Genomic DNA, 24,763 nt, shown 5'->3' with positions numbered 1-24,763 from the left:
ACGGCTCCCTTTCGCTACAGGTTCTCGTCACAGAAGCTGTCAGGCCAGATAACCGCCATCGACGTTGAGCGATACTCCCGTCGTATAGCTGGACGCATCGCTGGCCAGATAGAGCACTGCGCCGGCCATTTCGCTCGGTTGGGCGACACGGTTCAGCGGAATATGCTGAAGTGCCATTTGCAGAATCGAGTCGTTCTTGACCAGTGCCGAGGCGAACTTGGTATCCGTCAGGCCCGGTAGAAGCGCATTGCAGCGAATGCCAAATTGCGCGCATTCCTTGGCGAAAGCCTTGGTCATGTTGATCACAGCGCCCTTGGTGATCGAGTAGATGCCCTGGAAGTTGCCCGGCGTGACGCCATTGATGGAGGCGACATTGATGATGCTGCCGCCGCCGTGCTCGCGCATCAGCTTGCCGGCCTCGATGGACATATAGAAGTAGCCGCGGATATTCACATCGACGGTCTTCTGGAAGGCCGAGACGTCGGTATCCAGGACGTGGCAGAACTGCGGATTGGTGGCCGCGTTGTTGACCAGAATGTCGAGGCGGCCGAACTGTTCGCGGATTTGCGCGAAAACCGCTTGGATCTGCTCCATCTCGCCAATATGGCAGGCCACCGGAGTGGCCTTGCCGCCTTCGGCAACAATCGCATCTGCGACGGCCTGGCATCCCTCGATCTTGCGGCTGGATACGATCACGTGGGCCCCTTGCTGCGCGAGCAGCTTGGCGATGGCCTCGCCGATACCGCGGCTGGCGCCGGAAACGAAGGCGATCTTGCCGTCTAGGTCGAACAGGGTGGTCTTGGACATGGTCGTTCCTCTTTTCTTGTTCGTTCCCGTGGTGGGCCACGGGGCTTGGGTTGGCTTCAGAGCTTCGATTGCCCGATCACTTGCAGTGCCTTTTGCTCGAGCAACTTGTTCATGTGGATGAACTGGGCGAAACGCTTGTCTTGCGTCTGGCCATGATAAAAGCGGTAGTAAATCTGCTGGACGATTCCGGCCAGGCGAAACAGGCCGTAGGTGTAGTAGAAGTCGATGCAGGGAATTTCGATCCCGGCACGCTGGGCGTAGTAATCGACGAAGCCCTGGCGGGTGTGCATGCCGGGCAGATGGCTCGGCTGCCGACGCATCGCCTGCATTGGCTGTGGATCATCGGCCTCGATCCAGTAGGCGAGGGTGTTGCCCAGATCCATCAGCGGATCACCAATCGTGGTCATTTCCCAGTCCAGTACGCCAATGATTTCCATCGGGTTGTCCGGGTTCAGGATCACGTTGTCGAAACGGTAATCGTTGTGAATGATTCCGGGCTTGGGGTGATCAGCCGGCATCTTGTCCTTCAGCCAGGCCTTGACCGGCTCCCATGCGGGCGCATCGGGCGTCATGGCGCGCTCGTAGCGCTCGCTCCAGCCTTCTATCTGGCGCTTCACATAGCCTTCCGGCTTGCCCAGATCGCCGAGCCCGCAGGCCTGGTAATCGACGTTGTGCAGTTCGACGAACTTGTCGATGAAGCTCTCGCACAGGGCACGGGTCTGCGCCTCGTCGAAATTCAGCTCCGCAGGTAGCTCCGAGCGCAGGATGATGCCGTTGACCCGCTCCATGACGTAGAACTCGGCGCCTATCACCGACTCGTCGGTGCAGTACACATAGGCCTTCGGGCAATAGGGAAAACCGTCGTTGAGCTGGTTGAGGATGCGAAATTCACGGCCCATGTCGTGGGCGGATTTCGCCTTGTGGCCGAAGGGCGGGCGGCGCAGAACCAGATCCAGCGCGGGGTACTTCAGCAGATAAGTCAGATTGGAGGCGCCGCCGGGAAACTGCGAAATCTGCGGCGTACCCTCCAGATCAGGGATGTGCGCCTTGAGGTACCTGTCGATCACATCGACCGGCAATTCTTCGCCTTCTCGGACTCGGGTGGTTTGATCTGTAAGCGCCATTGTTATCCCTTCTGCTTATGTTCGGTGCCCAAGATGATTCAGTAATCTAATGCTCGCAGTTCCTCAGACCAAGCGGCGCTCGCCGTTATTGGCCTGAGTGTTGCCGGTCAATCAAAGTGCCTGATTCGCTGGCGGAAAGTTCGTCTGCATAAAAAAACCGAAGTCTGAGACTTCGGTTTCTTGTGTCACCTGGCAGGCTCGCCTGCGGCTCAGGCCGGGAACAGTTCGCTGAGCTTCAGGGCCAGCATCATGTCGCCTTCAGCGCGCAGCTTGCCGCCCATGAAGGCCTGCATGCCATCGGTTTCACCGCTGACGATGCCCTGCATGGTTTCGCTGTCCATGATCAGGGTGACGTTGGCGTCGCTGGATTCGCCCTGCTGCAGATCGCAAGTGCCATCCTTGACTACCAGGTAGTAGTTCTCGGCATCGGTGATGTTGAACTGAAACACCAGGTCCAGGCCGGCAGCGGCACTGGGGTTGAACTTCGACTGCATGCCTTTGAAAGTCTCGGCGACGTTGCTCATGAGGGTTTCCTTTTCTGGTCGTTATGGGTGCGCAGCTCAAGGCCGCTTGGGGCTGGGCTCATCTATGGGTGACGAGCTCCGGATTCTTCAGAAGTTGCAGGTGCGCATGACTATTGAAGGACGCGAGTGCGACATCGCGATCACGAAACTTCAACAGACTGAGTGAAGTGTTGACGATCTGCCAGTTCATCTCGAATGCCTTGACCGGCGGTACGCCGATGATCAGCTGTAGCAGCGCGGTGATGGTTCCGCCGGATGTGAAGATGGCAATGCGATCCCGCTTGCCGGCGTGCTCCAGTACCCGTTCCAGGCCGCCGCGCACGCGGTCGAGAAAGTGCTGCCAGCTCTCGAGTTCGTCCTTTTCATGTTCACCGGAAATCCAGCGATGTACGACATAGGTGAACAACCGCTGGAAGTCGGCCCGATGGTCTGCGGCGTTACGCAGAATATGCATCGCGTTCGGCTCGACTTTGAGCAGGTCGGGCAGGTGGGCGCGGATAACCGCATCGGCATGAAATTCGTTAAAGGCCGCGTCGATTTCGAGTTCCGGCTGGGTGCTCAGTCTGGCAATCGTGGTGCGTGCGGTGTCCTGTTGACGATCAAGTTCGCCACTCAGGCAGCGATCAAAGGTCACATCAAGTTGCGCCAGATAGTCGCCAAGCGCTTCGGACTGGCGATAACCGAGAGGAGAGAGCACGTCGTAGTTTTCTGCGCCGAATGACGCCTGACCATGTCTGATCAGGTAGATACTGCCCATGCATGCTGCTCCGGCCGGCACTGTTTTTCGCGAGGGTAGGGACATCGTTCCGGAGTGTCAACGATAATTCGAACGTTTGTTTGAATTGCATGCGCTAGCCCAGCCCAAGGCCCATCGGTATGCTGGCGGCTTGCTGCCGAAGGGTGCTTGTCGGCAACCGGAACACACCGAGGGGTAATACGTGGAATTTCTTGTCGATTACGCCAGCTTCCTGGCCAAGACCGTCACGCTGGTGGTCGCAATCGTGATCGTGCTGATCGCGCTCGCTTCGATGCGTCGGGGGCGCAGCAAGCAGGGCGGTGGCCATCTTGAGGTGCACAAGCTCAACGACTTCTACAAATCAATGCGCGAGCGCCTGGAGCAGGCCGTGCTGGAGAAGGATGCGTTCAAGGCATTGCGCAAACGCGAAGCCAAGGCCGCCAAGCAGAACAAGAAGCCTGAAACGCCCGCGCGGGTATTCGTCCTCGATTTCGATGGCGACATCCGCGCATCGGCCGTCGACAACCTGCGCCACGAGATCACCGCCCTGCTGACGATGGCAACACCGCAGGACGAAGTGGTTCTGCGCCTGGAGAGTGGTGGCGGTATGGTGCATGGCTATGGCCTGGCCGCGTCGCAGCTGGTACGCATCCGCGACGCTGGCATACCGCTGACGGTCTGTGTCGACAAGGTGGCGGCGAGCGGTGGCTACATGATGGCGTGTATCGGCAACCGGATTCTTACTGCCCCCTTTGCGATCCTCGGCTCCATCGGTGTGGTGGCCCAGTTGCCGAACGTGCATCGGCTGCTGAAGAAGCATGATGTGGATTTCGAAGTGCTCACCGCGGGTGAGTACAAGCGGACCTTGACCGTTTTCGGTGAGAACACCGAAAAGGGGCGGGAGAAGTTCCAGGAGGATCTGGAAACCACCCATGAGCTGTTCAAGAACTTCGTCGCCCGCTATCGGCAGAACCTCTCGATAGACGATGTTGCAACCGGGGAGGTCTGGCTGGGCATCGCTGCGCTGGGCAAGCACCTGGCGGACGAGCTGAAGACCAGTGATCAGTACCTCGCCGAGCGCGCCCAGGAAGCGGAACTGTTCCAGCTGCATTACATCCAGAAGAAGAGCCTGCCGGAGCGTTTCGGCATGGCGGCCAGTACGGTCATGGAGCACGGCTTGCTGAAAGGCTGGAGCCGGCTGAACGAACAACGTTTTTGGCAATGACAAGGGGACCGCGATGAGCAGCTTCAAGGCACTACAAGTCAGTGAGGTGGCCGACGGCCGCTTCGAATCCAGACTCGTCGAGCGGGGTATCGACGAGCTGCCAGCCGGTGAGGTGCTCATCCGGGTGCGTTATTCCTCGCTGAACTTCAAGGACGCTCTATCCGCGAGCGGCAACCGCGGCGTGACCCGGTCCTACCCGCATACGCCGGGAATCGACGCGGCGGGCGTCGTGGCTTCGTCGAGTGTGGGCGAGTTCGCCGAAGGTGACGAGGTGATCGTCACCGGCTACGACCTGGGCATGAATACCTCTGGTGGTTTCGCTCAGTACATCCGCGTTCCGGCAGCTTGGGTGATCAAGCGGCCACAGGGCCTGTCACTGCGCGATGCGATGGTGCTCGGCACAGCTGGGCTGACTGCCGCGCTCTGTGTCGACAAGCTCGAACAGGCCGGCCTGGAGCCGGGCGAAGCACCCTTGCTCGTGACCGGAGCCACGGGCGGCGTTGGCAGCATTGCGGTCGCGCTGCTGGCCAGTCTCGGTTACAAGGTCGCGGCGGTAACCGGCAAGGCTGATCAGGCAGCGTTCCTCACTCGCCTTGGTGCCAGTCAGATCGTTGAGCGTTCGGCATTGCAGGCTGGCGTGGAGAAGGCCTTGCTCAAGGAGCAATGGGGCGGGGCGGTGGATACTGTCGGTGGAGACATCCTGTTCAACGTGGTCAAGTCGTTGCAGCGTGGCGCCAGCGTAGCCTGTTGCGGACTCACCGCGGGCACTCACTTCCAGGCAAGCGTCCTGCCTTTCATCTTGCGTGGGGTCAATCTGCTGGGCGTGGACTCGGTGGAAATCCCCCTGGTGGTCAAGGCCTCCATGTGGGACAAGCTGTCATTGCAATGGAAGCTGGCCAACCTCGACGATCTGACTCACGAAATCAGCCTTGAGCAACTGCCTCAGGCCATCGAGCGTATCCTGGCCGGAGGCCAAGTGGGGCGCATATTGGTGCGCATCGATTGAATCGCTTCTACTGAGCGGTTTATCGGCGCGATAGCTGTAATGAATTTCCTCGCAAGCAGCGATTGACGGACTCTAGCGCCACTCCTGACCGCAACCGAGGAAATCGTTCATGAAGAAGCTTGCCGAGAAAATCAAACAGATCGCTGCCGGAAAAAAGGCCGTAGAGGTTACCGCTCCGGTCGACCATCCGAATTTCTGGATGTACCAGTGAAGCAATGAAAAGCCCGCCAATAGGCGGGCTTTTCATTTGCTGGGTACGGCTGAGTTGGTATCAGCCCTGACGCCGGCGGAACAGCGGGCGCTCATCATCGGCCGCTGCCTGATAGGTAACCGAAAAATCCTTCAAACCTTCCAGCGCGTCGACTGGGTCACGATCGGCGCGAATGGCAAAAGCATCGAAGCCGCAGCGACGCATGTAGAACAGCTGGTCACGCAGCACGTCACCGATAGCACGAATTTCGCCTTTATAGCCATAGCGTTCACGCAGCAGGCGGGCACTGGAGTAGTGACGACCATCGGTGAAGCTCGGGAAATTCAGCGCGATGACCTGAAAATACTCCAGATCGTCGGCGATCTCTTCGATCTGTTCGTGCGCGTCGAGCCATACACCGAGGCCGCCATCACGGGCTTTCAACGCATGGGCGTGATCGAGCCAGAGATGCAGCGGCACGATCAGGTCGTCACTGTTGCACAGGTCGTCGAGCGTCTGTTCCTTGGGCAGCAGGTGCCAGGTTTCATCGACCAGCTGATCGTTCTTAATGATTCGCTGCATAGACGCGCTCCTTGAAGGGATCAATGCCGATGCGGCGGAAAGTATCGATGAACTGTTCATCCTCGGTACGCTGCTCCACGTAAACGTTGATGATCTTTTCGATCACATCCGGCATCGAATCCTGGGCGAAGGATGGACCGAGAATCTGCCCCAGGCTCGCATCACGGCCGGAACTGCCGCCCAGCGAGACCTGGTAGAACTCCGCGCCTTTCTTATCCACGCCCAGAATGCCTATGTGGCCGACATGGTGATGACCGCAGGCGTTCATGCAGCCAGAGATGTTCAGATCGATGTTGCCCAGGTCGAACAGGTAATCGAGGTTATCGAAGCGACGCTGGATGGATTCGGCGATCGGAATGGACTTGGCATTGGCCAGCGAGCAGAAGTCGCCGCCAGGGCAGCAGATGATGTCGGTCAGCAGGCCGATGTTCGGCGTAGCCAGGCCCAGCTCGCGCAGTTCGTGCCACAGTTCGAACAGCTTGGCCTGCTCGACATCGGCCAGGATCATGTTCTGTTCGTGGGAGTTGCGCACCTCGCCGAAGCTGTAGCGATCGGCCAGATCGGCGATGGCGTCGAGCTGCTTGTCGGTGACGTCGCCGGGTGCCACGCCAGTGCTCTTCAGCGACAGGGTGACAGCGGCGTAGCCGGGCTTCTTGTGTGCGACCACGTTGCGCTGGCGCCAGCGGGCAAAGCCCGGATGCTCGGCGTCCAGCTGGGCTAGCGCCGCGTCCTGGTCTTCCAGCGCCTTGTATGCCGGATCGACGAAGAACTTGCTGACACGCTGAACTTCAGCTTCGGTCAGCGTCGTCGGGCCGTCTTTCAGGTGCGCCCACTCGGAATCCACGCGCTCGGCGAACACTTCAGGCGTGAGCGCCTTGACCAGGATCTTGATGCGTGCCTTGAACTTGTTGTCACGACGGCCATAGCGGTTGTAGACCCGCAGGATAGCGTCGAGATAGCTCAGCAGATGCTGCCAGGGCAGGAATTCGTTGATGAAGCTGCCGACGATCGGGGTCCGGCCGAGGCCGCCACCGACCGAAACGCGGAAGCCCAACTCGCCGGCGTCGTTCTTCACTGCTTCCAGGCCAATATCGTGTACTTCGATGGCGGCGCGGTCGCTGACTGCGCCGTTGACGGCGATCTTGAACTTGCGCGGCAGGAAGGCGAATTCGGGGTGGAAGGTCGACCACTGGCGAATGATCTCGCACCACGGCCGTGGATCGATCAGCTCGTCCTTGGCGACACCGGCGAACTGGTCGGTGGTGGTGTTGCGGATGCAGTTGCCGCTGGTCTGGATGGCGTGCATCTGCACGGTTGCCAGCTCGGCGAGAATCTCCGGTACGTCTTCCAGCTCGGGCCAGTTGAACTGCACGTTGGTCCGGGTACTGATGTGTGCGTAGCCCTTGTCGTAATGTCGCGCGATCTCGGCCAGCTTGCGCACCTGGGTGGAAGAGAGCAGGCCATAGGGCACAGCCACCCGTAGCATGGGCGCGTAGCGCTGGATGTACAGGCCATTCTGCAGACGCAGCGGGCGGAATTCTTCATCAGCGAGTTCGCCAGCCAGGAAGCGGCGAGTCTGGTCGCGGAACTGCCGGACCCGATCCTCGATGATGTGTTGGTCGTACTGATCGTAAACGTACATAAATGTCCTGTTTTCAGGCTGTCTACAGCATTCGCGCGCACGGCCGCGCACCCATTCAGGGAGGGCGGCACGATACCAGCTACCGGTTATACGCAAAAGTGATGTTTGGGAATATGTTTAGAACTAAACCAGCCGAAATTGGCTTATAGCCATGTGCCCTTGAGCAACAGCGATACGTGGTCTTAACTCGGTAAATGCAGGCTTTCGATGTCATCGAACTGTCAGAGGAGACGTCCCGTGAGAAACGACCAGCGCGACAGTGTAGTGGACGCTGCGGCGATCTTCAGCTTGATCATGCTTGCGGTAGGTACGGCGATATTCTGGGTCAGCCATCAGTAGCGGCTATCAGCTGACCAGATACAGCACCAGTTTGACCAATCCCAGGATCATCAGCACGAACAGCACGGTGAAGCCCACGCCAAGAATGATGAAGTGGCTGGGTTTACCGTGGCTGAAATCGCGAGCTCTGTTCTTGCCGCTCTGCACGCCCAATGCGGCCGCCAATACGCTGCCAAGCATCTCACGTAGGGTCAGGCGTTTTTCCTGCTCATCTTTCATGGTTGCCTCGGGTCTGGGCTTTTCCGGAGTCTAGCCGAGCGTGGCAAAGGTGATCGGGCGGGAAAGAGAAGCGGGCGCGTGGAGTCGTACTTGACGGAAAGCGGGGACCGGCCCGTCGGTCGGTCCCGGCTATCGTTACTCGGCCTTGACGGCGATGGTTTTCGCACCATCGGCAGAGCCCGGCAGCTTGGGCAACGAAAGGCGCAACACGCCCTTGCCGAATTTCGCATCGATCTTGTCGCGGTCTACGCCTTCGGGCAGCGCAAAGCTGCGCTGGAAGCTGCCATAGGATCGCTCGGACAGGTGATATCCGTCCTTTTCTTCCTTGTGTTCCTGACGCTTCTCGCCCTTGATGACCAGGCTGTTGCCGACGAGCTTTACCTCGACGTCCTTCTCATCCAGCCCGGGAAGTTCCGCGGTGATCTCGAAGGCGTTTTCCTTCTCGACAACGTCCACCACCGGCATCCGGCTGGGACCGCCCTGCCACAGTGGCGTGGTCTCCATGGCGTGGCGGCTGAATGGCAGATGCCAGGGCCGTTCGAAGTCGTCGAAGAGACGGTCTACCTGTCGGCGCAGGGAGTCAAAGGGGCGCCATGGCTCCTGAGGCGTAGATGTGATCTTCTTTTCGTCCGCTGATACGGATGGTTTGTTCGAAGCGTCATTCATTTCGCAAACTCCTGAGAAGCTCGTGAAGTTAACAGCGCATTCAGTTTTTACCCGCCGTACAGATTCCGGTTTGATTCTGATCAACGGCGGACCAACTATCGTGGCGATATCAAAGCGTAGTGCCTGCCTGGCAAGTGGCAAGGACTCCTGAGCACCGTTTGCTCAGAGGCTCTGTTTGAACCAGTCCCACAGCCCCAGCGAGAAGCCTGGGAACAGATTGATGCCCAGCGCGGACTTGAGCAGATAAAGAATCACCAGGCCGACCAGACCAGAGAACAGCAGGAACACGGTGGCCAACGCAGCCTTTGCGATCAGCGAGAGGTTTTGTTGCGGGCGTATCAGGTTTCGCTTGTTGCGGCCGGCAACGATCGCGAAGTAGTAGCGATCGCTCCACAACCGTATCGTGCCGCGTAGATCGATCCGATGCTTGACCCAGGAGCGTGCGCCAAATACACCGCGCAACGCTTCGAGCTGCTCGTCGCTGAAAGACTCACGCAAATCCTGCGGCAGGCGCTGTTTCAGCCCCCGAATGAATGGGTCCTGATCGATGGGCAGATCCGAATAGGGCTTGGGGTAGGGCGTGTGTTCTTCATCTATGGGTGATGGCATTGCATGGGTCGCTCCGGTAAGGCGCGTCAGAGCGCGGCGAGTGTGGTGGCCAACTGGCTGAGAAGGGGGCGGTGCTCCGGCTGCTCGCTCATGCATCGATCTTGCATCTCGAGCAGGGCGCGAAGACGCGGGTCGTCATCGAAGCCAGCGCAGCGTTGCAGCAATTCCTCGAGCAGGCAACCGAAGGCACGGGATTCGATCCGCTGCAATGCACGTCCGGTAGCGCTCTGCGGCTCGAAGAAGGATGCCGCACCGAAATCGCTGAGCAGGCATTCGCCCGTTGGGTCGACCAGCAGATTATGCGCGTATAGATCGCCATGCAGGATGCCGCGCTCATGCAGGTGAGCGACTGCCGAGGCGGTGCCGCGGGCAATGCACAGCACCTGCTCGAGCGCAAAGGATCGATCCTCGGCGTAGCAATCGCGTGTGCAACTGACCAGCGACGGCGGACCAGCCAGTGGCTGGAAGGCCGGCTCGACCAGATTCATCAGCAGACCCGGCGTTTGACCCGGCTGATCGGCCAGCGGCCCGGCAACATCGATCAGGTTCGGATGGGCGCCAGCGGACACGCAGGCGGCCATCTCGCTGTGGGGCAGGCCGTCGCTGGTGACATGGCCCTTGAACAGCTTGGCGGCCATTTGCTTCGGCGCTTGCCCGGTTGGCTGCCACCCGGCACGGTAAATGATGCCGGATGCACCCTGGCCCAGCTGCTCGTGCAGTATGACCTGTTCGCGCGGGATCGCCGGTAGCGAATGACGCGCGAGGCTCATCGCTTCGTTGGTATCGCTGAAGGGGTTGCCGGCGGCGGCCAGCCAGCTGAGGCGCGGCAGCGTCAGCAACCAGTCTGGCAACGCCGGCAGGTGGTTCGCAGCGATGCGCAGCAGTTCGAGGTTGGTGCAATTGGCCAGCGAATCCGGCAGCGAAGACAGCTGGTTGCCAGCGAGCATCAGTTTCTGCAGCCGCCGGCAGTTGCCGATCTCGTCAGGCAATGCCTGCAGCTGGTTGTCGGTGAGGATCAGCCAGCGCAACGCCGGCGGCAACGCGGCGGCGGGCAGATAGCGAATCTGGTTGGCCTTGAAGCCGATCATCTCCAACTGCTCGCAGTCGCCGAGGCAGTCCGGCACCTCGGCGAAGAGGTTGTCGGAGCAGAACAGAATGCGCAGCTTGCGCAGGCGGGACAGGTCGGACGGCAGGCTGTCGAGTCGGTTGCCGGAGAGATTCAGTACTTCCAGCGTATCGGCGAGAGCGAAGATCGTTTCGGGAAAATGCTGCAGGTCGGCCGAGAGATCGAGACGGCGGATTCCTGTCAGTTCACCACTTTCCAGTTGTTCCAGTGTGTGCATGCGGCTTGCGCTTTCCTTGCTGTATGAGGCCAGGCGGGCCATCAATCGTATTGCGCTGGGACAGTGACTGCGGCTTGCGGGTTCAGGCCCCGCGATCAACGCGTCGCTTGCGATCGAGCACCTGCTCGGCCCGGGCGCGGAGCTGGCCGCAACCGCCATCGATGTCCTGGCCGGCCGAGTTGCGTACCTTGGTCAACACGCCGCGGCTGTGCAGGTAACGCACGATCTGCACGATGCGCTCGCCATCGGGACGCTGATATTCGTCATCTTCCAGACTGTTGTAGGGGATCAGGTTCATCACCGCGTACTTGCCCTTGAGCAGGCGCAGGATGCCATCCATCTCATCCTGGTTGTCGTTGATGCCCTTGAGCAGGGTCCACTGGTACTGGATCGGGAATCCGGTCGCGCGGGCGTAGGCTTCGCCGAGGTCGACCAGTTCGTCGGGTGTGATCTGCGGCGCTCGCGGCAGCAGGGCCTGACGCAGCGCCGCATCGGTACTGTGCAGGGACAGGGCCAGCGCCGGCTTGACCCGCTGCTGCGGCAGGCGCTCGAACACGCGCATGTCGCCGACGGTGGAGAACACCAGATTCTTGTGGCCGATGCCGCCGTCCGTGCCGAGCAGGTCGATGGCTTCGAGCACGTTGTCGAGATTGTGTGCGGGCTCGCCCATGCCCATGAACACCACCTTCTTTACCGGGCGGAAGCGTCGGGCGAGGGCGACCTGGGCGACGATTTCGGCACTGCCCAGCTGACGCAGCAGTCCGCTCTTGCCGGTCATGCAGAACACGCAACCTACGGCGCAGCCGACCTGACTGGACACGCACAGGCCGTCGCGCGGCAGCAGGACACTTTCCACCATCTGCCCATCGGTCAGCTCCACTAGTAGACGCGCCGAACCGTCGGCCGCCGGGTGTTCGGAACGCAGCCGCGCCAGTCCGTCGATCTCGGCGCTCAGCGTCGACAGCCCTTCGCGCACGCTCAGCGGCAGGAAGTCCTCGGCCTGTTGCTGGCGCCGGCCGACATCGAGCGGCAGGCCCTTGAGCCAGGCACGGGTCATTCGCCCGATATGACGGGGCTTGGCGCCGATATCGGCGAGGCGTTGCTGCAGGTCTGGGATTCGCATAGGGCGCGCATTCTATCCGGGGTCACGCGGTGAAGCGACGGCAGAACGGCACGATGCCGACCAGCAGGACGGCGAGCAGCGCGAAGGCCATGCCCAGCGAGCTGAAATGCGCGACCACGCCCATCATGGCCGGGCCGGCGAGGACTCCGGCGAAACCGATGGTGGTCGCCACGGTAACGGCCAGCTGCACCGGCATGCCGTCCTGCCGGCTCAGGGACGAAATCAGCACCGGCGAGACGTTGGCGCAGCCCAGCCCGCATAATCCGTAGCCGATCAGCGCCACGGCCCAATGCTCGGCGGCCAGGCTCAGGCCGATGCCGAATGCCGCGAGCAACCCGCCGAAGGCAATGACGCGGGCCGTGCCGAGCGCATTGACCAGCGGGCCGCCAGCAAAGCGCGCGATGGTCACCATGAGGGCGAAGGCTGCGTAACCCAGGCCGCCCTTGGCCACTTCGAGGCCTTTCTCTCCGGTCAGGTAAAGCGCGCTCCAGTCCAGCACGGCGCCTTCGGCCAGATAGACGACAAAGCACATCAGGCCTACGAGCAGCACCACGCCTGTGGGCCGCACGAAGGCGATGCCGCCGCCCGGCGCACGATTGGGCAGAAAGCCGCGAGCCAGGCCGAGATTCGCCGCAACGATCAGCCCGATCATCAGAAAGCTGCCGATCTCCGGCGCCAGACCGAGGGTCAGCAAACCCGTGAGCATCAGTGCGCCGCTGATGGCGCCGAGGCTGTACATGCCGTGGAAGTTCGACATCAGCCGGCGGCCGACCGCGGTCTCCACCAGCACCGCCTGAATGTTCATGATCACGTCGATGACGCCCAGGCTGCCGCCGAAGCAGAACAGTGCCAGGGCCAGCAACAGCATCGAGTCGGTCAGGGCCATGCCGGCCAGGGCCAACGCCAACAGCACGACGCTGCACAGCTGCACCGGGCGGATACCCCAGCGGCTAACCAGTACGCCGGACAGTGGCATCCAGGTCAGCGAGCCGACGCCAATGCAGAGCAGCAAAAGGCCGAACACTGCATCGGTCATCTCGATGCGTTCGCGTACATAGGGCACCAGCGGCGCCCAGACGGACAGGCCGAAGCCGGCCATGAAAAAACCGCAGCGGGTTGCGTTGCGCACGATGGGGGCGTCGATCTGAACGGTGTTACGGACCGCAAGCATGGGCGGCATTCCTCGATGAACTGGGTTGGCGATGGGTTGAGTGCGCGGCGAGCCGCGTTTCACCACAGGGCCAGCAGTCCGGTATCGAAGAGAAACAGCAGTCGGCTTCCCGCGGGCAGGCTTGAAGAGCAGGGGCGTGACGTGCTGGGCATGGAAGGAGGGTAGCTGTTGGATAGGTGCACAGAGGATACACAACCCGGGCTACTGAACAACCCGCGCGCAGGCCTGACACCACTGTGCACCTCCCTCGAGGCTGACAACCGGTCCGATTCGGTGGGTGTGCATGCTATCGTTGGCCGCTTTGCCGCCATGTGCGCTGTCGGAGCAGTCGATGAAGTTCATACACCAGCGCGAGCACCTCAACGAAGACGACATCGTTGTCATCGAATGCTCGCAGACCTGCAACATCCGCCTGATGAACGATGCCAATTTCCGCAGTTTCAAGAACGGCGGTCGGCACACCTATCATGGCGGGGCATTCGATAAGTTCCCGGCGAAAATCGTGGTGCCGAGTACCGGCTTCTGGAACATCACCATTGATACGGTCACCCGGCGCCCGATCAGCGTGACGCGCAAACCGAACCTCAGCCACTCGATCAGGGTCATTCGACGGTCCCCCTCGCGTCTGTAATCGCCCAATGGGCTGCGAGGCAACTCACAGGGAGCGAGCTTTGAACCGCAGCCACCATCCGCATGCCATCAACACCAGCCTTGGCAACCACACGCCGGAGACGCGCATGGGCGATAGCCGTGGCGGAACCACCCGTGCGCATCTGGGCATGCTGCTCTGGGCGCTATTTGTCGGATTGTCCTTTCCCGCGGTGGGTTTGCTCACTGACGGTTTGCCGCCACTGCTGCTGACCGCCATGCGTTTCAGCATTGCGGCATTGGTCCTGGCGCCGCTGGCCTGGAGCCAGAGCGAAGGGCTGCCGGGGTGGCGCACGCTGCTGCTGTACGCCGCCATGGGGCTATGCCTGGCGGGCTTTTTCGGCACCATGTTCTGGGCGGCCCATCGGGTCAGTGCATTGTCGATGGCGACGCTGTTCGTCAGCGTGCCGCTGCTGGCTTACTGCCTGGGCCGCGGGCTTGGTGTCGAGCAGCCAGCCGGTCGCCTGCTGGCTATCCTGGCGCTTGGTGCGAGCGGGGCGCTTGGGCTGGCATGGGCCGAGAACGGCGGCGATTTCTCCGGCATGCAGTTTGGCCTGGGCGAGCTGGGTTTCTTCTTTGGCTGCGTCGCTTCGGCGTTGTATCCGGTGCTCAGCAAATGGGGACTGGCGAACGGCACGTTGCCCCGGCAGGCGGGTTTGCGCACCTTCTGGAGCCTGATCGCCGGCGCACTGCTGATCGGCCTGATGGGCTTTATCTGGGAGCGACCGGCGTCGCTGCTTCGCATGAACCTGCTGGATCTGCTGCTGGTGACCTACCTCGGCGTTTTTTCCAGCGCCATGACCTTTTTTCTGCAACAGCGAGCGACGTCCGTTCTCACGCCCGGTGCGGTCACGGCCTACAGCTACCTGGTGCCCTTCGTCTCGATGCTGCTGCTGTTCTTCGATCAGCCGGCACGCATGGGTGTGCACTGGTTGCCGGGTAGCCTGCTGGTCGTGCTTGCCATCGGCCTGTTGCTCCGTCGCGACCGTCAGCCCTAGGGCTTGCAGCCAGTCATTCGCCTAGCAGAGCACGGGTGTGTGCGATCGCCTGCCGCTCGCGGTCGGTCCAGCTGCCACCGAGCTCGACGAAGGGCCGATCCCGCTGCACCAGCCAGCTGCGGCATGCCTCGAAGAACTCCAGTCTTTCGCTGATATCCGGCTGGCAGCGCTGGCCGTCGGCATGCCATTCGATACCCTCGGGCGAGAGCAGCAGGTGCTGGTGGTAATCCCGCGCCAGCAGCTCGTCCTCGAGCCAGGCGGGGCAATCGCCGAACAGCGCATGACTCCAGAGCATGTTGCTCAGCAGATGGGTATCGAGAATCAGCAGAGGCGGTGCCTGAATTCTCGCGGCGTCTTCCCAGTCCAGCTGGCCACGGGCAATCGCAGGAATGTCGGCAAGCGTCGTGTCGCGTTGCGTCTGCTCAATGTAATGGCGAACGTATTCGCCCACCATCACTCCGCCGAATGTGCGCAGCAGCCGCTGTGCAAGCCAGCTTTTGCCGGTGGACTCCGGACCGGTGAGCACCAGCACCTTCATCGCGTCGCCACCCGTGCCATGCGCCATTCCCGCAGCCCCATGACCGCAAGTCCTGTGAACAGCGCGTAGAGGCCGGCGGTTAGCCAGTAGCCTTGATAGCTGAAGAAGGCAACGAACAGCACATCCACGACGATCCATAAAACCCAGCACTGCAGGCGCTTGAGGGCCATCCACAGCTGTGCGAGCAGGCTGAATGCAGTGAGGTTGGCGTCGACCCAGGGAAAGGCGGCCTCGGTGAAGCTCGCCATGGCGCTGCCGAGCAACAGGCTGCCGAGCACTGCGCAGGCAATGCCTATAGCTACCTCGCGCGGGCTGGCGAGGGTCACGGGCCTACCGTGTTCGCCTGCGGCACCTCGCGTCCAGGCCCACCAGCCGTAGAGCTGCATCGCGGCGAAAACGCTATGCAGCAATACTTGTGAATACAGCCTGGCGTCGAAGAAGAACCAGGCATACAGCGATACCATGCCCAGCCCGATCGGCCAGCACCACGGGTTCTGACGCACCGTCAGCCATACGGCGATCACGCCGAGTAGCGAGGCGATCAGTTCGAGTGAAGACATGGCGTAAGACCGGCTTTGTGAAAGAGGGGCGCGATCATAGCGGACGTCGCTGCCGAAGACTGCACGTCTTGCGCCCCGCGGTGATTGAACGCCGCCCGTATCCACTGGTCATGGTTGAGGCAAGGGCGAAGCGGGAGGCTCGCCGAAGTTGAACCAAGCCTCCGAGGAAAGGGAGATGATCCTGAGTGACCCTGGCAAAGGCTGGTAGTCGCGGCGGCTTGCGAATATCGGACTGCTTATGAGTGATGCCGGAGCGATGCACGGCAAGAATCGCAATATTCAATTTCTCCGTGGCGTGGCAATCGTGATGGTGCTGCTGGCCCATGCCTCGGTGATGCTGGTCGGCGCGGAGGCCGACTGGTGGGACGGCCTGCTGCAGCGCTTCCTGCCAGGCGTCGGGGTCGATCTGTTCTTTCTTATTTCGGGCTACCTGATGGGCGCGACCTTCTTGCGCAAGCAGCAGGTCTTCGAAGCCGAGGCGGTGTATGTCTTCTACAAGAAGCGAATTCGCCGGGTGCTGCTGCCGACATGGTTCTGGGCGGCCGTAGTATTGCTGTTCAGCGTCATCGAGCCGCCGCGTGGGGCGCCGGCTTACTCGCTGGATACGCTGCTCGGCGTGACAGCGAGCGCCGCGTTCTTCTTCGCCAATGTCTTTAACGGGTTGCACGAGACGGATTTCGGCTATTTCTGGTCGATCGCCTTGGAAGTGCAGTTCTACCTGTTGTTCCCGCTGCTGCTCCTGCTGCGCCGGGCGTTCTGGCCGGCGGTGATCGGCATCGTGCTCTGGTTCAGCTTCGCCAATCCGTTCGCGCCCGAGTGGCTGTTCCGGGCGAACGGCCTGTTCATGGGGCTGCTGCTGTGGAAGCTGTCGTCGCTGGGTCAGTTCCGTGTCGTTGAGCGCGACATCGAGGCGATGACCGCCAGCAGCAAAGTGCTGGTGATCGGTCTGGCGGTGGTCTCGGCGAGCATTCTGGCCATCGCCCTGGAGCCGTACGCGTCGTTTCGCTGGGCGGCGACGACGCTGGTGCTGGCCGTGCCCTTCATGCTCGCGGTCTGTTCCAGCGAGGCGGTATTCGGCGCGTTGTCGCGACCGTTCGAGGCGATCGGCCAGATATCGTTTTCGCTGTATCTTTGCCATATCCCGGTCTGGCTGCTGTGCATAGGCTGGCTCGACGGCCAGCCGCTGCTGCCGCGCGTGACGGTTTGCGTAACGATGTCGCTGATCGTCGCCGGTCTGAGCTATCGCTATATCGAACGGCCGTTGATGGAGGGTCGCAAGTCAGCGGCACCCGCCGGAGACGGGACAGCCGCGAGTTCAATAGCCGTCGCCCGCGCGGGGCGAAGCGGCTAGGAACAGGCGTTACTCGTTCTCGTCCTCGCCGCCGATGGCGCTGAGGCACTGCAGGCGATGCGGGCCTTCCAGTAGCCAGCTCTCGCCGTCGGGCTGGCGCTGGGCTTCCATGATCTGGTTGTAGCTGAACTGCCACTGGCGACGCGTGCGGCCGTCGACCAGATCGATGGTCAGCAGGATGTCTTCGCTCGCGAATGGCTGATTGGCTTCAGCCGCGGCGTCGGCATCGTCGAGCAGCGTCTCGTTCAGCGCGAACTGCCAGGCATGCAGGTCGTCGATGATCAGCATGTCGGCGGTTTCAAGTTCGTCGATCAGCAGCGGTGTTTCGGATGACATGGTGCAAGCTCCATTGAGCGGAACGACGGCGGGCGCTCACCAGCGCCCGCCGCGGGATCAGTTGTCGTAGCCCAGGTTCGGCATCAGCCAGCGTTCGCTGACGGCGATGTCTTCGCCCTTGCGCTGGCTGTAGCTTTCCACCTGATCCTTGTCGATCTTGCCGACGGCGAAATACTGCGCTTCGGGATGGGCGAAGTACCAGCCGCTGACGGCCGCGGTTGGCAGCATGGCGTAGTGCTCGGTGAGCGTTACCTGGCTGATGCCGTCGGCATCCAGCAGCTGGAACAGCGTGCCTTTCTCGGTATGGTCCGGGCAGGCAGGATAGCCCGGGGCAGGGCGGATGCCCTTGTACTGCTCGCGGATCAGCTCCTCGTTGCTCAGCTGTTCATCCTTGGCGTAGCCCCAGTACTGCTTGCGCACCTGTTCGTGCAGCCATTCGGCGCAGGCCTCGGCGAGGCGGTCGGCGAGCGCCTTGACCATGATCGAGTTGTAATCGTCGCCCTTGTCCTGATAGGCCTTGGCCAGCTCCTCGGCGCCGATGCCGGCGGTACAGATGAAGCCGCCTACATAGTCGGTGATGCCACTGTCCTTTGGTGCGACGAAATCGGCCAGGGACAGGTTCGGCTTGGCATCCGGCTTGATGATCTGTTGGCGCAGGTGATGCAAGGTGGCCAGCTTCTCGCCATTGTCGCCGTACACTTCCAGGTCATCGTCCTGCACCTGGTTGGCCGGCCAGAAGCCGAACACCGCACGGGCGCGGATCAGCTTCTCGTCGATCAGCTTGTTCAGCATGGCCTGGGCATCGCTGAACAGTGCGGTGGCCGCTTCGCCGACCACTTCGTCCTCGAGAATGCGCGGGTACTTGCCGGCCAGGTCCCAGGCGATGAAGAACGGCGTCCAGTCGATGTACTCGGCCAGCGTGCGCAGGTCGATGTCTTCCAGCAGCTGGCGGCCGGTAAAGCTCGGCTTGACCGGCGTGTAGCTGGCCCAGTCGAACTGCGGCTTGTTGGCGACGGCCTGGGCATAGCTCAGGCGCTCGGTGCGTGCACTGCGGTTGGCGGTGCGCTCGCGGATCATCGCGTACTCTTCGCGGGTCTTCTCGACGAAGGCCGGCTTGAGCTCCTTGGAGAGCAGGGTAGTAGCGACACCCACCGCGCGCGAGGCATCGGTGACGTAGACCACGGCATCATTGTGGTACTGCGGGTCGATCTTCACCGCCGTATGCGCCTTGGAGGTGGTGGCGCCACCGATCATCAACGGCAGGCTGAAGCCCTGGCGCTGCATTTCCTTGGCGACGTGGACCATCTCGTCCAGTGACGGCGTGATCAGGCCGGAGAGGCCGATGATGTCGCACTTCTCGGCGATGGCGGTCTGCAGGATCTTCTCCGCCGGCACCATCACGCCCATGTCCACCACGTCGTAACCGTTGCAGCCCAGCACCACGCCGACGATGTTCTTGCCGATGTCATGCACGTCGCCTTTCACCGTCGCCATGAGGATCTTGCCCTTGGCTTCCGGCTTGTCGCCTTTCTCCGCCTCGATGAACGGGATCAGGTGGGCCACGGCCTGCTTCATGACGCGCGCCGACTTGACCACCTGCGGCAGGAACATCTTGCCAGCGCCGAACAGGTCGCCAACCACGTTCATGCCGCTCATCAGCGGGCCTTCGATGACCTCGATCGGCCGCGCGCACTGCTGCCGGCACTCCTCGGTGTCTTCGACAATGAAGGCGGTGATGCCCTTGACCAGCGCATGCTCCAGGCGCTTGTCCACGGGCAGGCCGCGCCATTCCTCGGTTTCGGCTTCCTTGACCGAGCCGTCACCCTTGTACTTGTCGGCAATGTCCAGCAGCGCCTCGGTGCCGCCGGCGCTGCGGTTGAGCACCACATCCTCGACCGCGTCGCGCAGCTCCTTGGGGATCTCGTCGTAGATCTCCAGCTGGCCGGCGTTGACGATGCCCATGGTCAGGCCCGCCTTGATCGCATGGAAGAGGAACACCGAGTGGATCGCTTCGCGCACCGGGTTGTTGCCGCGGAAGGAGAACGACACGTTGGACACGCCGCCCGAGGTCAGGGCATAGGGCAGGTTGTCGCGAATGAAGGCGCAGGCTTCGATGAAGTCGACCGCGTAGTTGTTGTGTTCCTCGATGCCGGTGGCGATGGCGAAGATGTTCGGGTCGAAGATGATGTCTTCCGGCGGGAAGCCGACTTCGTTGACCAGAATGTCGTAGCTGCGCTGGCAGATCTCGCGCTTGCGTGCAGCGGTGTCGGCCTGGCCGGCTTCATCGAAGGCCATCACCACCACGGCGGCGCCGTAGCGCTTGCACAGGTGGGCCTGCTGCTTGAACTGCTCGACACCTTCCTTCATGGAGATCGAGTTGACGATGCCCTTGCCCTGGATGCACTTGAGGCCCGCCTCGATCACTTCCCACTTCGACGAGTCGATCATGATCGGCACGCGGGAGATATCCGGCTCGCCGGCGATCAGGTTGAGGAAGGTGACCATGGCCGCCTTCGAATCCAACATGCCCTCGTCCATGTTGATGTCGATCACCTGGGCGCCGGCTTCCACCTGCTGCAGGGCGACTTCCAGCGCCTCGGTGTAGTTCTCCTCGCGGATCAGGCGGGCAAACTTGGCAGAACCGGTGATATTGGTACGTTCACCTACGTTGACGAACAGCGAGCTGCGATCGATGGTGAACGGCTCCAGGCCCGACAGCCGACAGGCTTTGGGAATGTCTGGAATCACGCGCGGCGGGTATTTGCTGACGGCCTCGGCAATTGCCTGGATGTGCGCCGGCGTGGTGCCGCAGCAGCCGCCGATGATGTTGAGAAAGCCGGAGGCGGCGAATTCTTCGACCACCGCAGCCATTTCCGCCGGGCTTTCGTCGTACTCGCCGAAGGCGTTGGGCAGGCCGGCGTTGGGATGCGCGGAAACGAAGGTGTCGGCCTTGCTGGAAAGCTCTTCCAGGTACGGACGCAGATCCTTGGCGCCCAGCGCGCAGTTCAGGCCGACGGAAATGGGCTTGGCGTGGCGCACCGAGTTCCAGAACGCTTCGGTGGTCTGGCCGGACAGCGTGCGGCCGGAGGCATCGGTGATGGTGCCGGAGATCATGATCGGCAGTTCGACGCCTTCGTCTTCGAACACCTGCTGTACGGCGAAGATGGCCGCCTTGGCATTGAGCGTGTCGAAGATCGTTTCGATCAGGATCAGGTCGGCGCCGCCCTCGATCAGGCCGCGGGTGGCCTCGACGTAGTTTTCCACCAGCAGGTCGAAGGTGACGTTGCGATAGCCGGGGTTGTTGACGTCCGGGGAGATCGAGCAGGTGCGGCTGGTCGGGCCGAGTACGCCGGCGACGAAGCGCGGACGGTCCGGTGTTTCGGCAGTCTTGGCGTCCGCCACTTCACGGGCCAGGCGCGCGCCTTCGACGTTCAGCTCGTAGACCAGCTCTTCCATGCCGTAGTCGGCCTGGGAAACGCGAGTGGCGTTGAAGGTGTTGGTCTCGAGAATGTCAGCGCCGGCATCGAGATAGGCTTTCTCGATGGCCTGGATCACGTCCGGGCGGCTGAGCAGCAGCAGGTCATTGTTGCCTTTGACATCCTGTGGCCAATCGGCGAAGCGTGCGCCGCGGTAGTCCTCTTCCTCCAGTTTGTAGCTCTGGATCATCGTGCCCATGCCACCATCCAGAATCAGAATGCGCTCGTTGAGCGCTTGCTGGAGGGCCTGAAGACGTGAGCTGCGAGTGGACATGGGAACTACCTGAAAAAGCTGAGACAAAAGAGCGCGAATGATAGCAAAGCTGCATGCTTTTTTAGCTTCCGCGCTTTTGCATGAAGATTATTCAGGTTCAACGCGCAAGCGGCTGCCGCCTGAGACGAATAGAATGCAGACTCACTCCCAGGCGTTCGTTTCATGTCCATCCGTGTATGGCTCGGCTGTCTGCTGCTACTGATTGGCAGCGCTGTGCAGGCCGAAGCTGTTTCGTACCAGCGCGATATCCAGCCAATCTTTACCGCCAAGTGTGTCGCCTGCCATGCCTGTTATGACTCGCCTTGTCAGCTCAATCTGGGCAGCGGCGAGGGAGCGTCCCGTGGTGGCCACAAACTGCCGGTTTACAATGGCGTTCGGGTTAAGGCGCAACAGCCGACCCGACTGTTTCTCGATGCCGATGGCGATGCAGCATGGCGGCGCAAGGGCTTTCACTCGGTTCTGAAGGCTGAAGGCAATCAGGCGGCGCTGATGGCGCGCATGCTGGAGCTGGGGCGCAGTCAACCGCTGGTGCCGAACGCCAAGCTGCCGGCGGGGCTGGATATCAGCATTGACCGGGAAAATAGCTGCCCCCTCCCGGGTGAGTTCGATAGCTATGCGCGCAAGAACGCCCACGGTGGCATGCCGTTCGCCGTCACCGGCCTTGGTGACGAGGAATACGCCACCATTCAGCGTTGGCTAGAACAAGGCGCACCGGTCGAGCATCGGCAGCTTGCGCCGACGCCTGCAGAAGTCTCTCAGATCGCCGAGTGGGAGGGTCTGCTCAACACGCCTGGCGCTCGCGGTAACCTTGTTGGTCGCTGGCTGTATGAGCACCTCTTCATTGCGCACCTTTACTTCGAAGGGGGAGAGGGCGGTCGCTTCTATCAGCTGGTGCGCTCGCGCACGTCCAGTGGCGAGCCGATCGACCCCATCGCGACGCGACGACCCAATGACGATCCGGGAAACCACTTCAGCTATCGTCTGCGGCCCATTACCGACGTGATCGTGCACAAAACGCACATCACCTATCCGTTGAGCGCGGCAAAGCTGGCTCGAGTCAGATCGCTGTTCTTCGAAAGCGACTGGTCGGTAGATGCGATTCCCGGTTACGGCGCTGATCACCGCGCCAATCCGTTCAAGACCTTCCAGGCAATACCCGCCGAGGCGCGCTACCAGTTCATGCTGGATAACGCAGAGTATTTCGTCCGCACTTTCATTCGTGGGCCGGTGTGCCGCGGACAGATTGCGACCGACGTGATTCGCGATAATTTCTGGGTGTTTTTCCAGCATCCAGAGCACGACCTGTACGTAACCGACCGTCGCTACCGCCAGCAGACAACACCGCTACTGGCGATTCCGGGACAGTTCGACGAGATGGGTAACCTGCTGGCGTTCTGGAAGACCTACCGTGTGAAACGCAATCAGTACGAGCAGTTGCGGACGCAGGCTTATGCCAACAAGCCCGCTGACTGGGAGCAGATCTGGTCCGACAATGACAACGCGCTGCTGAGCATCTTCCGCCAGCATCACAGTGCCTCGGTGCGCAAGGGTCTGATAGGGGAAATTCCGCAGACGCTCTGGTGGATGGACTATCCGCTGCTCGAGCGCACCTATTACCAGCTTGTGGTCAACTTCGACGTCTTCGGAAATGTCTCCCATCAGGGCCAGACGCGGCTGTACTTCGACCTGATTCGCAATGGTGCGGAGCTGAATTTCCTCCGCTTGCTGCCCGCCGCGTCCCGGCAGTCGATCCTCAACGGTTGGTACGAGCAAGGCGGGCAGCTGAAGCTGCTGCTGGCCTATACGTCGATCGACAGTACAACGCCTTCGCGGATCGATCTGGGCAAGGCCGACGCCAAGCGAGCGTTTGCCCGCCAACTGCTTGCGCGCTATGCCGGCATCAATGCGACGCCCGATCCGATCAACCGTTGCCAGGGTAGCCATTGCTACCGCGCGGATCAGCCAGCGTCGCTGCAGCGCGCCGACCAGGCGCTCAGCCGCCTTACCAACCGGCTGGCAGCCGGGTTGCCCGTTATTCAGTACCTGCCTGAAGCCACGCTGCTGCGCGTCGAGTCTGGTGATGGCCGGCGGGAGCTCTACAGCCTGTTGCGCAATCGCGCCCACAGCAATGTAGCCTTCATGTACGGCGAATCACTGCGTTGGCAGCCCAGGCTGGACACCCTGACGGTGTATCCCGGCATCCTCAGCAGTTACCCGAACTTCCTGTTCAACATGCCCGCAGCGGATGTGCCGGCCTTTGTCTCCGCGCTCGAGCAGGTCCGGGAAGACCGTGACTTCGAGCGCCTGGTCGAGCGCTGGGGCGTGCGCCGCAGCCATCCGCGCTTCTGGGACTACTTCACCGATCTGACTCGTTACCTTGAGGAAACCGATCCGGTTGAGGCCGGCGTGCTCGACATGAACCGCTACGAGAATCTGTGACCCCCGCACTGCGGAGCGTTCGGATGATTCAGGGAACTTGAAAATCGATAGTCCGACTAAAATACTAGGACTTAACCGCGGCAGTGGTTTGGCGTACACTGCGGCGCATGTCTGCGAGGAGTTCTCATGAGCGCGATCACTATTACCGAAGCTGCACACGATTATCTGGCTGACCTGCTCGAGAAGCAGAACACCACGGGCATCGGCATTCGCATCTTTATCACCCAGCCAGGCACTCCCTATGCCGAAACCTGCATTGCCTACTGCAAGCCGGGCGAGGAGAAGCCGGACGACACGGCGTTGGCTCTGAAGAGCTTCACTGCCTGGATCGACGGCACCAGCGAGCCGTTTCTGGAAGATGCACTGGTCGACTATGCGACCGATCGCATGGGTGGCCAGCTGACGATCAAGGCGCCTAATGCCAAGGTACCGATGGTCAATGAAGACAGCCCGCTGAACGAGCGCATCAACTACTACCTGCAGACGGAAATCAATCCTGGCCTGGCCAGCCATGGCGGGCAGGTCACCCTGATCGATGTGGTTGACGAGGGCATCGCGGTACTGCAGTTCGGCGGTGGTTGCCAGGGCTGCGGCCAGGCCGACGTCACGCTCAGGGAAGGCATCGAGAAGACCCTGCTGGCCCGTATCCCGGAGCTCAAGGGTGTGCGCGACGTGACCGATCACACCAATCGCGAAAACGCCTATTACTGATCCCTGGCATTTCCGGTGAGCCCCGCTCACCGGGCCGTCCGGCAGTTTTTCGGACCAAATGCCACTATTTTGCCTTCATGGTGCACACAGCAGGTCAGTCCTGCGATAAGCTCTCGCGCTTAGGTT

Annotated in this window: 23 protein-coding genes; 7 read left to right on the top strand and 16 right to left on the bottom strand. The window is 61.4% G+C overall.

The window, feature by feature from the left end; genetic code table 11:
• Positions 1 to 39: 39 nt before the first annotated feature.
• The 4 genes from EA798_RS18025 to EA798_RS18010 form a co-directional block, all read right to left on the bottom strand.
• Positions 40 to 807 (bottom strand): SDR family oxidoreductase, encoded by a 768-nt coding sequence (locus EA798_RS18025; protein ID WP_122099829.1) that lies wholly within the window; start codon positions 805 to 807, stop codon positions 40 to 42.
• Between the two features lie 56 nt (positions 808 to 863).
• Positions 864 to 1,931 carry a phosphotransferase family protein gene (locus tag EA798_RS18020; protein ID WP_122099828.1) on the bottom strand — a complete coding sequence of 356 codons (1,068 nt, stop codon included), beginning with the start codon at positions 1,929 to 1,931 and terminating at the stop codon, positions 864 to 866.
• Between the two features lie 209 nt (positions 1,932 to 2,140).
• Complete coding sequence (locus tag EA798_RS18015) at positions 2,141 to 2,455, bottom strand: SCP2 sterol-binding domain-containing protein (protein WP_003296758.1); 315 nt, start codon at positions 2,453 to 2,455, stop codon at positions 2,141 to 2,143.
• 58 nt (positions 2,456 to 2,513) lie between these two features.
• Positions 2,514 to 3,212 (bottom strand): histidine phosphatase family protein, encoded by a 699-nt coding sequence (locus EA798_RS18010; protein ID WP_106158621.1) that lies wholly within the window; start codon positions 3,210 to 3,212, stop codon positions 2,514 to 2,516.
• Between the two features lie 181 nt (positions 3,213 to 3,393).
• Here EA798_RS18010 and sohB point away from each other — a divergent pair, with 181 nt between their 5' ends.
• Together sohB and EA798_RS18000 are read left to right on the top strand one after the other, a co-directional pair.
• Positions 3,394 to 4,416 (top strand): protease SohB, encoded by a 1,023-nt coding sequence (sohB, locus tag EA798_RS18005; RefSeq protein WP_122099827.1) that lies wholly within the window; start codon positions 3,394 to 3,396, stop codon positions 4,414 to 4,416.
• 13 nt (positions 4,417 to 4,429) lie between these two features.
• Positions 4,430 to 5,422, top strand: coding sequence for a YhdH/YhfP family quinone oxidoreductase (locus tag EA798_RS18000; RefSeq protein ID WP_122099826.1), 993 nt, complete (start codon positions 4,430 to 4,432; stop codon positions 5,420 to 5,422).
• 271 nt (positions 5,423 to 5,693) lie between these two features.
• Here EA798_RS18000 and EA798_RS17995 read toward each other — a convergent pair whose 3' ends face one another.
• From EA798_RS17995 to EA798_RS17960, 8 genes are all read right to left on the bottom strand, one after another.
• Positions 5,694 to 6,194 (bottom strand): DUF934 domain-containing protein, encoded by a 501-nt coding sequence (locus EA798_RS17995; RefSeq protein WP_106158624.1) that lies wholly within the window; start codon positions 6,192 to 6,194, stop codon positions 5,694 to 5,696.
• The gene (locus EA798_RS17990; protein ID WP_106158625.1) at positions 6,178 to 7,836 is read right to left on the bottom strand and encodes a nitrite/sulfite reductase; all 1,659 of its coding nucleotides are present in this window, start codon (positions 7,834 to 7,836) and stop codon (positions 6,178 to 6,180) included. The genes EA798_RS17995 and EA798_RS17990 overlap by 17 nt, the downstream gene beginning before the upstream one ends.
• A 345-nt stretch (positions 7,837 to 8,181) precedes the next feature.
• Positions 8,182 to 8,394 carry a DUF2970 domain-containing protein gene (locus tag EA798_RS17985; protein ID WP_122099825.1) on the bottom strand — a complete coding sequence of 71 codons (213 nt, stop codon included), beginning with the start codon at positions 8,392 to 8,394 and terminating at the stop codon, positions 8,182 to 8,184.
• Positions 8,395 to 8,529: 135 nt separating this feature from the next.
• Positions 8,530 to 9,060: an Hsp20/alpha crystallin family protein gene (locus EA798_RS17980; protein ID WP_122099824.1), complete on the bottom strand. Its 531-nt coding sequence runs from the start codon at positions 9,058 to 9,060 to the stop codon at positions 8,530 to 8,532.
• 162 nt (positions 9,061 to 9,222) lie between these two features.
• Entirely contained in the window at positions 9,223 to 9,669 is a 447-nt protein-coding gene (locus tag EA798_RS17975) for a 3-phosphoshikimate 1-carboxyvinyltransferase (protein ID WP_122099823.1), read from the bottom strand.
• Positions 9,670 to 9,695: 26 nt separating this feature from the next.
• Positions 9,696 to 11,012 carry a leucine-rich repeat-containing protein kinase family protein gene (locus EA798_RS17970; protein ID WP_122099822.1) on the bottom strand — a complete coding sequence of 439 codons (1,317 nt, stop codon included), beginning with the start codon at positions 11,010 to 11,012 and terminating at the stop codon, positions 9,696 to 9,698.
• Between the two features lie 82 nt (positions 11,013 to 11,094).
• The gene (locus tag EA798_RS17965) at positions 11,095 to 12,135 is read right to left on the bottom strand and encodes an RNA methyltransferase (protein ID WP_122099821.1); all 1,041 of its coding nucleotides are present in this window, start codon (positions 12,133 to 12,135) and stop codon (positions 11,095 to 11,097) included.
• A gap of 22 nt (positions 12,136 to 12,157) precedes the next feature.
• A complete protein-coding gene (locus tag EA798_RS17960) occupies positions 12,158 to 13,306 on the bottom strand; it encodes an MFS transporter (RefSeq protein WP_122099820.1) in 1,149 nt (382 codons plus the stop codon).
• A 331-nt stretch (positions 13,307 to 13,637) separates the two neighbouring features.
• Between EA798_RS17960 and EA798_RS17955 the strand changes: the two genes are divergently transcribed.
• Together EA798_RS17955 and EA798_RS17950 are read left to right on the top strand one after the other, a co-directional pair.
• Entirely contained in the window at positions 13,638 to 13,937 is a 300-nt protein-coding gene (locus EA798_RS17955; RefSeq protein ID WP_003279791.1) for a DUF1883 domain-containing protein, read from the top strand.
• 40 nt (positions 13,938 to 13,977) lie between these two features.
• On the top strand, positions 13,978 to 14,952 hold the full coding sequence (locus EA798_RS17950; RefSeq protein WP_122099819.1) for a DMT family transporter: 975 nt from the start codon (positions 13,978 to 13,980) through the stop codon (positions 14,950 to 14,952).
• A 13-nt stretch (positions 14,953 to 14,965) separates the two neighbouring features.
• Here the strand turns inward: EA798_RS17950 and EA798_RS17945 are convergent, their stop codons facing one another.
• Both EA798_RS17945 and pnuC read right to left on the bottom strand, forming a co-directional pair.
• Positions 14,966 to 15,490 carry an AAA family ATPase gene (locus EA798_RS17945; RefSeq protein ID WP_122099877.1) on the bottom strand — a complete coding sequence of 175 codons (525 nt, stop codon included), beginning with the start codon at positions 15,488 to 15,490 and terminating at the stop codon, positions 14,966 to 14,968.
• The gene (gene pnuC / locus EA798_RS17940; protein WP_122099818.1) at positions 15,487 to 16,050 is read right to left on the bottom strand and encodes a nicotinamide riboside transporter PnuC; all 564 of its coding nucleotides are present in this window, start codon (positions 16,048 to 16,050) and stop codon (positions 15,487 to 15,489) included. The genes EA798_RS17945 and pnuC overlap by 4 nt, the downstream gene beginning before the upstream one ends.
• 238 nt (positions 16,051 to 16,288) lie before the next feature.
• On the opposite strand from pnuC, the gene EA798_RS17935 reads away from it, so the two are divergent.
• Positions 16,289 to 17,401, top strand: a complete 1,113-nt coding sequence (locus tag EA798_RS17935; RefSeq protein ID WP_122099817.1) for an acyltransferase family protein — start codon at positions 16,289 to 16,291, stop codon at positions 17,399 to 17,401.
• A 9-nt stretch (positions 17,402 to 17,410) separates the two neighbouring features.
• Here the strand turns inward: EA798_RS17935 and EA798_RS17930 are convergent, their stop codons facing one another.
• Positions 17,411 to 17,737: a DUF5629 family protein gene (locus EA798_RS17930; protein WP_106158636.1), complete on the bottom strand. Its 327-nt coding sequence runs from the start codon at positions 17,735 to 17,737 to the stop codon at positions 17,411 to 17,413.
• A gap of 57 nt (positions 17,738 to 17,794) precedes the next feature.
• Positions 17,795 to 21,487 (bottom strand): methionine synthase, encoded by a 3,693-nt coding sequence (gene metH, locus EA798_RS17925; RefSeq protein ID WP_122099816.1) that lies wholly within the window; start codon positions 21,485 to 21,487, stop codon positions 17,795 to 17,797.
• Positions 21,488 to 21,649: 162 nt separating this feature from the next.
• Between metH and EA798_RS17920 the strand changes: the two genes are divergently transcribed.
• Together EA798_RS17920 and nfuA are read left to right on the top strand one after the other, a co-directional pair.
• Positions 21,650 to 23,926 carry a fatty acid cis/trans isomerase gene (locus EA798_RS17920; protein ID WP_122099815.1) on the top strand — a complete coding sequence of 759 codons (2,277 nt, stop codon included), beginning with the start codon at positions 21,650 to 21,652 and terminating at the stop codon, positions 23,924 to 23,926.
• Positions 23,927 to 24,052: 126 nt separating this feature from the next.
• A complete protein-coding gene (gene nfuA, locus EA798_RS17915; protein WP_106158639.1) occupies positions 24,053 to 24,637 on the top strand; it encodes a Fe-S biogenesis protein NfuA in 585 nt (194 codons plus the stop codon).
• The last annotated feature ends 126 nt before the right edge of the window (positions 24,638 to 24,763 follow it).

It is taken from the genome of Pseudomonas songnenensis (genome assembly GCF_003696315.1).
GTDB lineage: Bacteria > Pseudomonadota > Gammaproteobacteria > Pseudomonadales > Pseudomonadaceae > Stutzerimonas > Stutzerimonas songnenensis.
This window is presented reverse-complemented; position numbering and strand designations above follow the sequence as displayed.

Bases quoted from the DNA above. Each gene is read 5' to 3' on its own strand.
- EA798_RS17985 (WP_122099825.1), bottom strand. From the start codon at position 8,394: ATGAAAGATGAGCAGGAAAAACGCCTGACCCTACGTGAGATGCTTGGC.
- EA798_RS17935 (WP_122099817.1), top strand. From the start codon at position 16,289: ATGAGTGATGCCGGAGCGATGCACGGCAAGAATCGCAATATTCAATTT.
- EA798_RS17945 (WP_122099877.1), bottom strand. From the start codon at position 15,490: ATGAAGGTGCTGGTGCTCACCGGTCCGGAGTCCACCGGCAAAAGCTGG.
- EA798_RS18025 (WP_122099829.1), bottom strand. From the start codon at position 807: ATGTCCAAGACCACCCTGTTCGACCTAGACGGCAAGATCGCCTTCGTT.
- EA798_RS17965 (WP_122099821.1), bottom strand. From the start codon at position 12,135: ATGCGAATCCCAGACCTGCAGCAACGCCTCGCCGATATCGGCGCCAAG.
- EA798_RS17930 (WP_106158636.1), bottom strand. From the start codon at position 17,737: ATGTCATCCGAAACACCGCTGCTGATCGACGAACTTGAAACCGCCGAC.
- EA798_RS17990 (WP_106158625.1), bottom strand. From the start codon at position 7,836: ATGTACGTTTACGATCAGTACGACCAACACATCATCGAGGATCGGGTC.
- EA798_RS17955 (WP_003279791.1), top strand. From the start codon at position 13,638: ATGAAGTTCATACACCAGCGCGAGCACCTCAACGAAGACGACATCGTT.
- pnuC (WP_122099818.1), bottom strand. From the start codon at position 16,050: ATGTCTTCACTCGAACTGATCGCCTCGCTACTCGGCGTGATCGCCGTA.
- EA798_RS17970 (WP_122099822.1), bottom strand. From the start codon at position 11,012: ATGCACACACTGGAACAACTGGAAAGTGGTGAACTGACAGGAATCCGC.
- EA798_RS18000 (WP_122099826.1), top strand. From the start codon at position 4,430: ATGAGCAGCTTCAAGGCACTACAAGTCAGTGAGGTGGCCGACGGCCGC.
- nfuA (WP_106158639.1), top strand. From the start codon at position 24,053: ATGAGCGCGATCACTATTACCGAAGCTGCACACGATTATCTGGCTGAC.
- metH (WP_122099816.1), bottom strand. From the start codon at position 21,487: ATGTCCACTCGCAGCTCACGTCTTCAGGCCCTCCAGCAAGCGCTCAAC.
- EA798_RS17980 (WP_122099824.1), bottom strand. From the start codon at position 9,060: ATGAATGACGCTTCGAACAAACCATCCGTATCAGCGGACGAAAAGAAG.
- EA798_RS18010 (WP_106158621.1), bottom strand. From the start codon at position 3,212: ATGGGCAGTATCTACCTGATCAGACATGGTCAGGCGTCATTCGGCGCA.
- EA798_RS18015 (WP_003296758.1), bottom strand. From the start codon at position 2,455: ATGAGCAACGTCGCCGAGACTTTCAAAGGCATGCAGTCGAAGTTCAAC.
- EA798_RS17920 (WP_122099815.1), top strand. From the start codon at position 21,650: ATGTCCATCCGTGTATGGCTCGGCTGTCTGCTGCTACTGATTGGCAGC.
- EA798_RS17960 (WP_122099820.1), bottom strand. From the start codon at position 13,306: ATGCTTGCGGTCCGTAACACCGTTCAGATCGACGCCCCCATCGTGCGC.
- EA798_RS17995 (WP_106158624.1), bottom strand. From the start codon at position 6,194: ATGCAGCGAATCATTAAGAACGATCAGCTGGTCGATGAAACCTGGCAC.
- EA798_RS18020 (WP_122099828.1), bottom strand. From the start codon at position 1,931: ATGGCGCTTACAGATCAAACCACCCGAGTCCGAGAAGGCGAAGAATTG.
- EA798_RS17975 (WP_122099823.1), bottom strand. From the start codon at position 9,669: ATGCCATCACCCATAGATGAAGAACACACGCCCTACCCCAAGCCCTAT.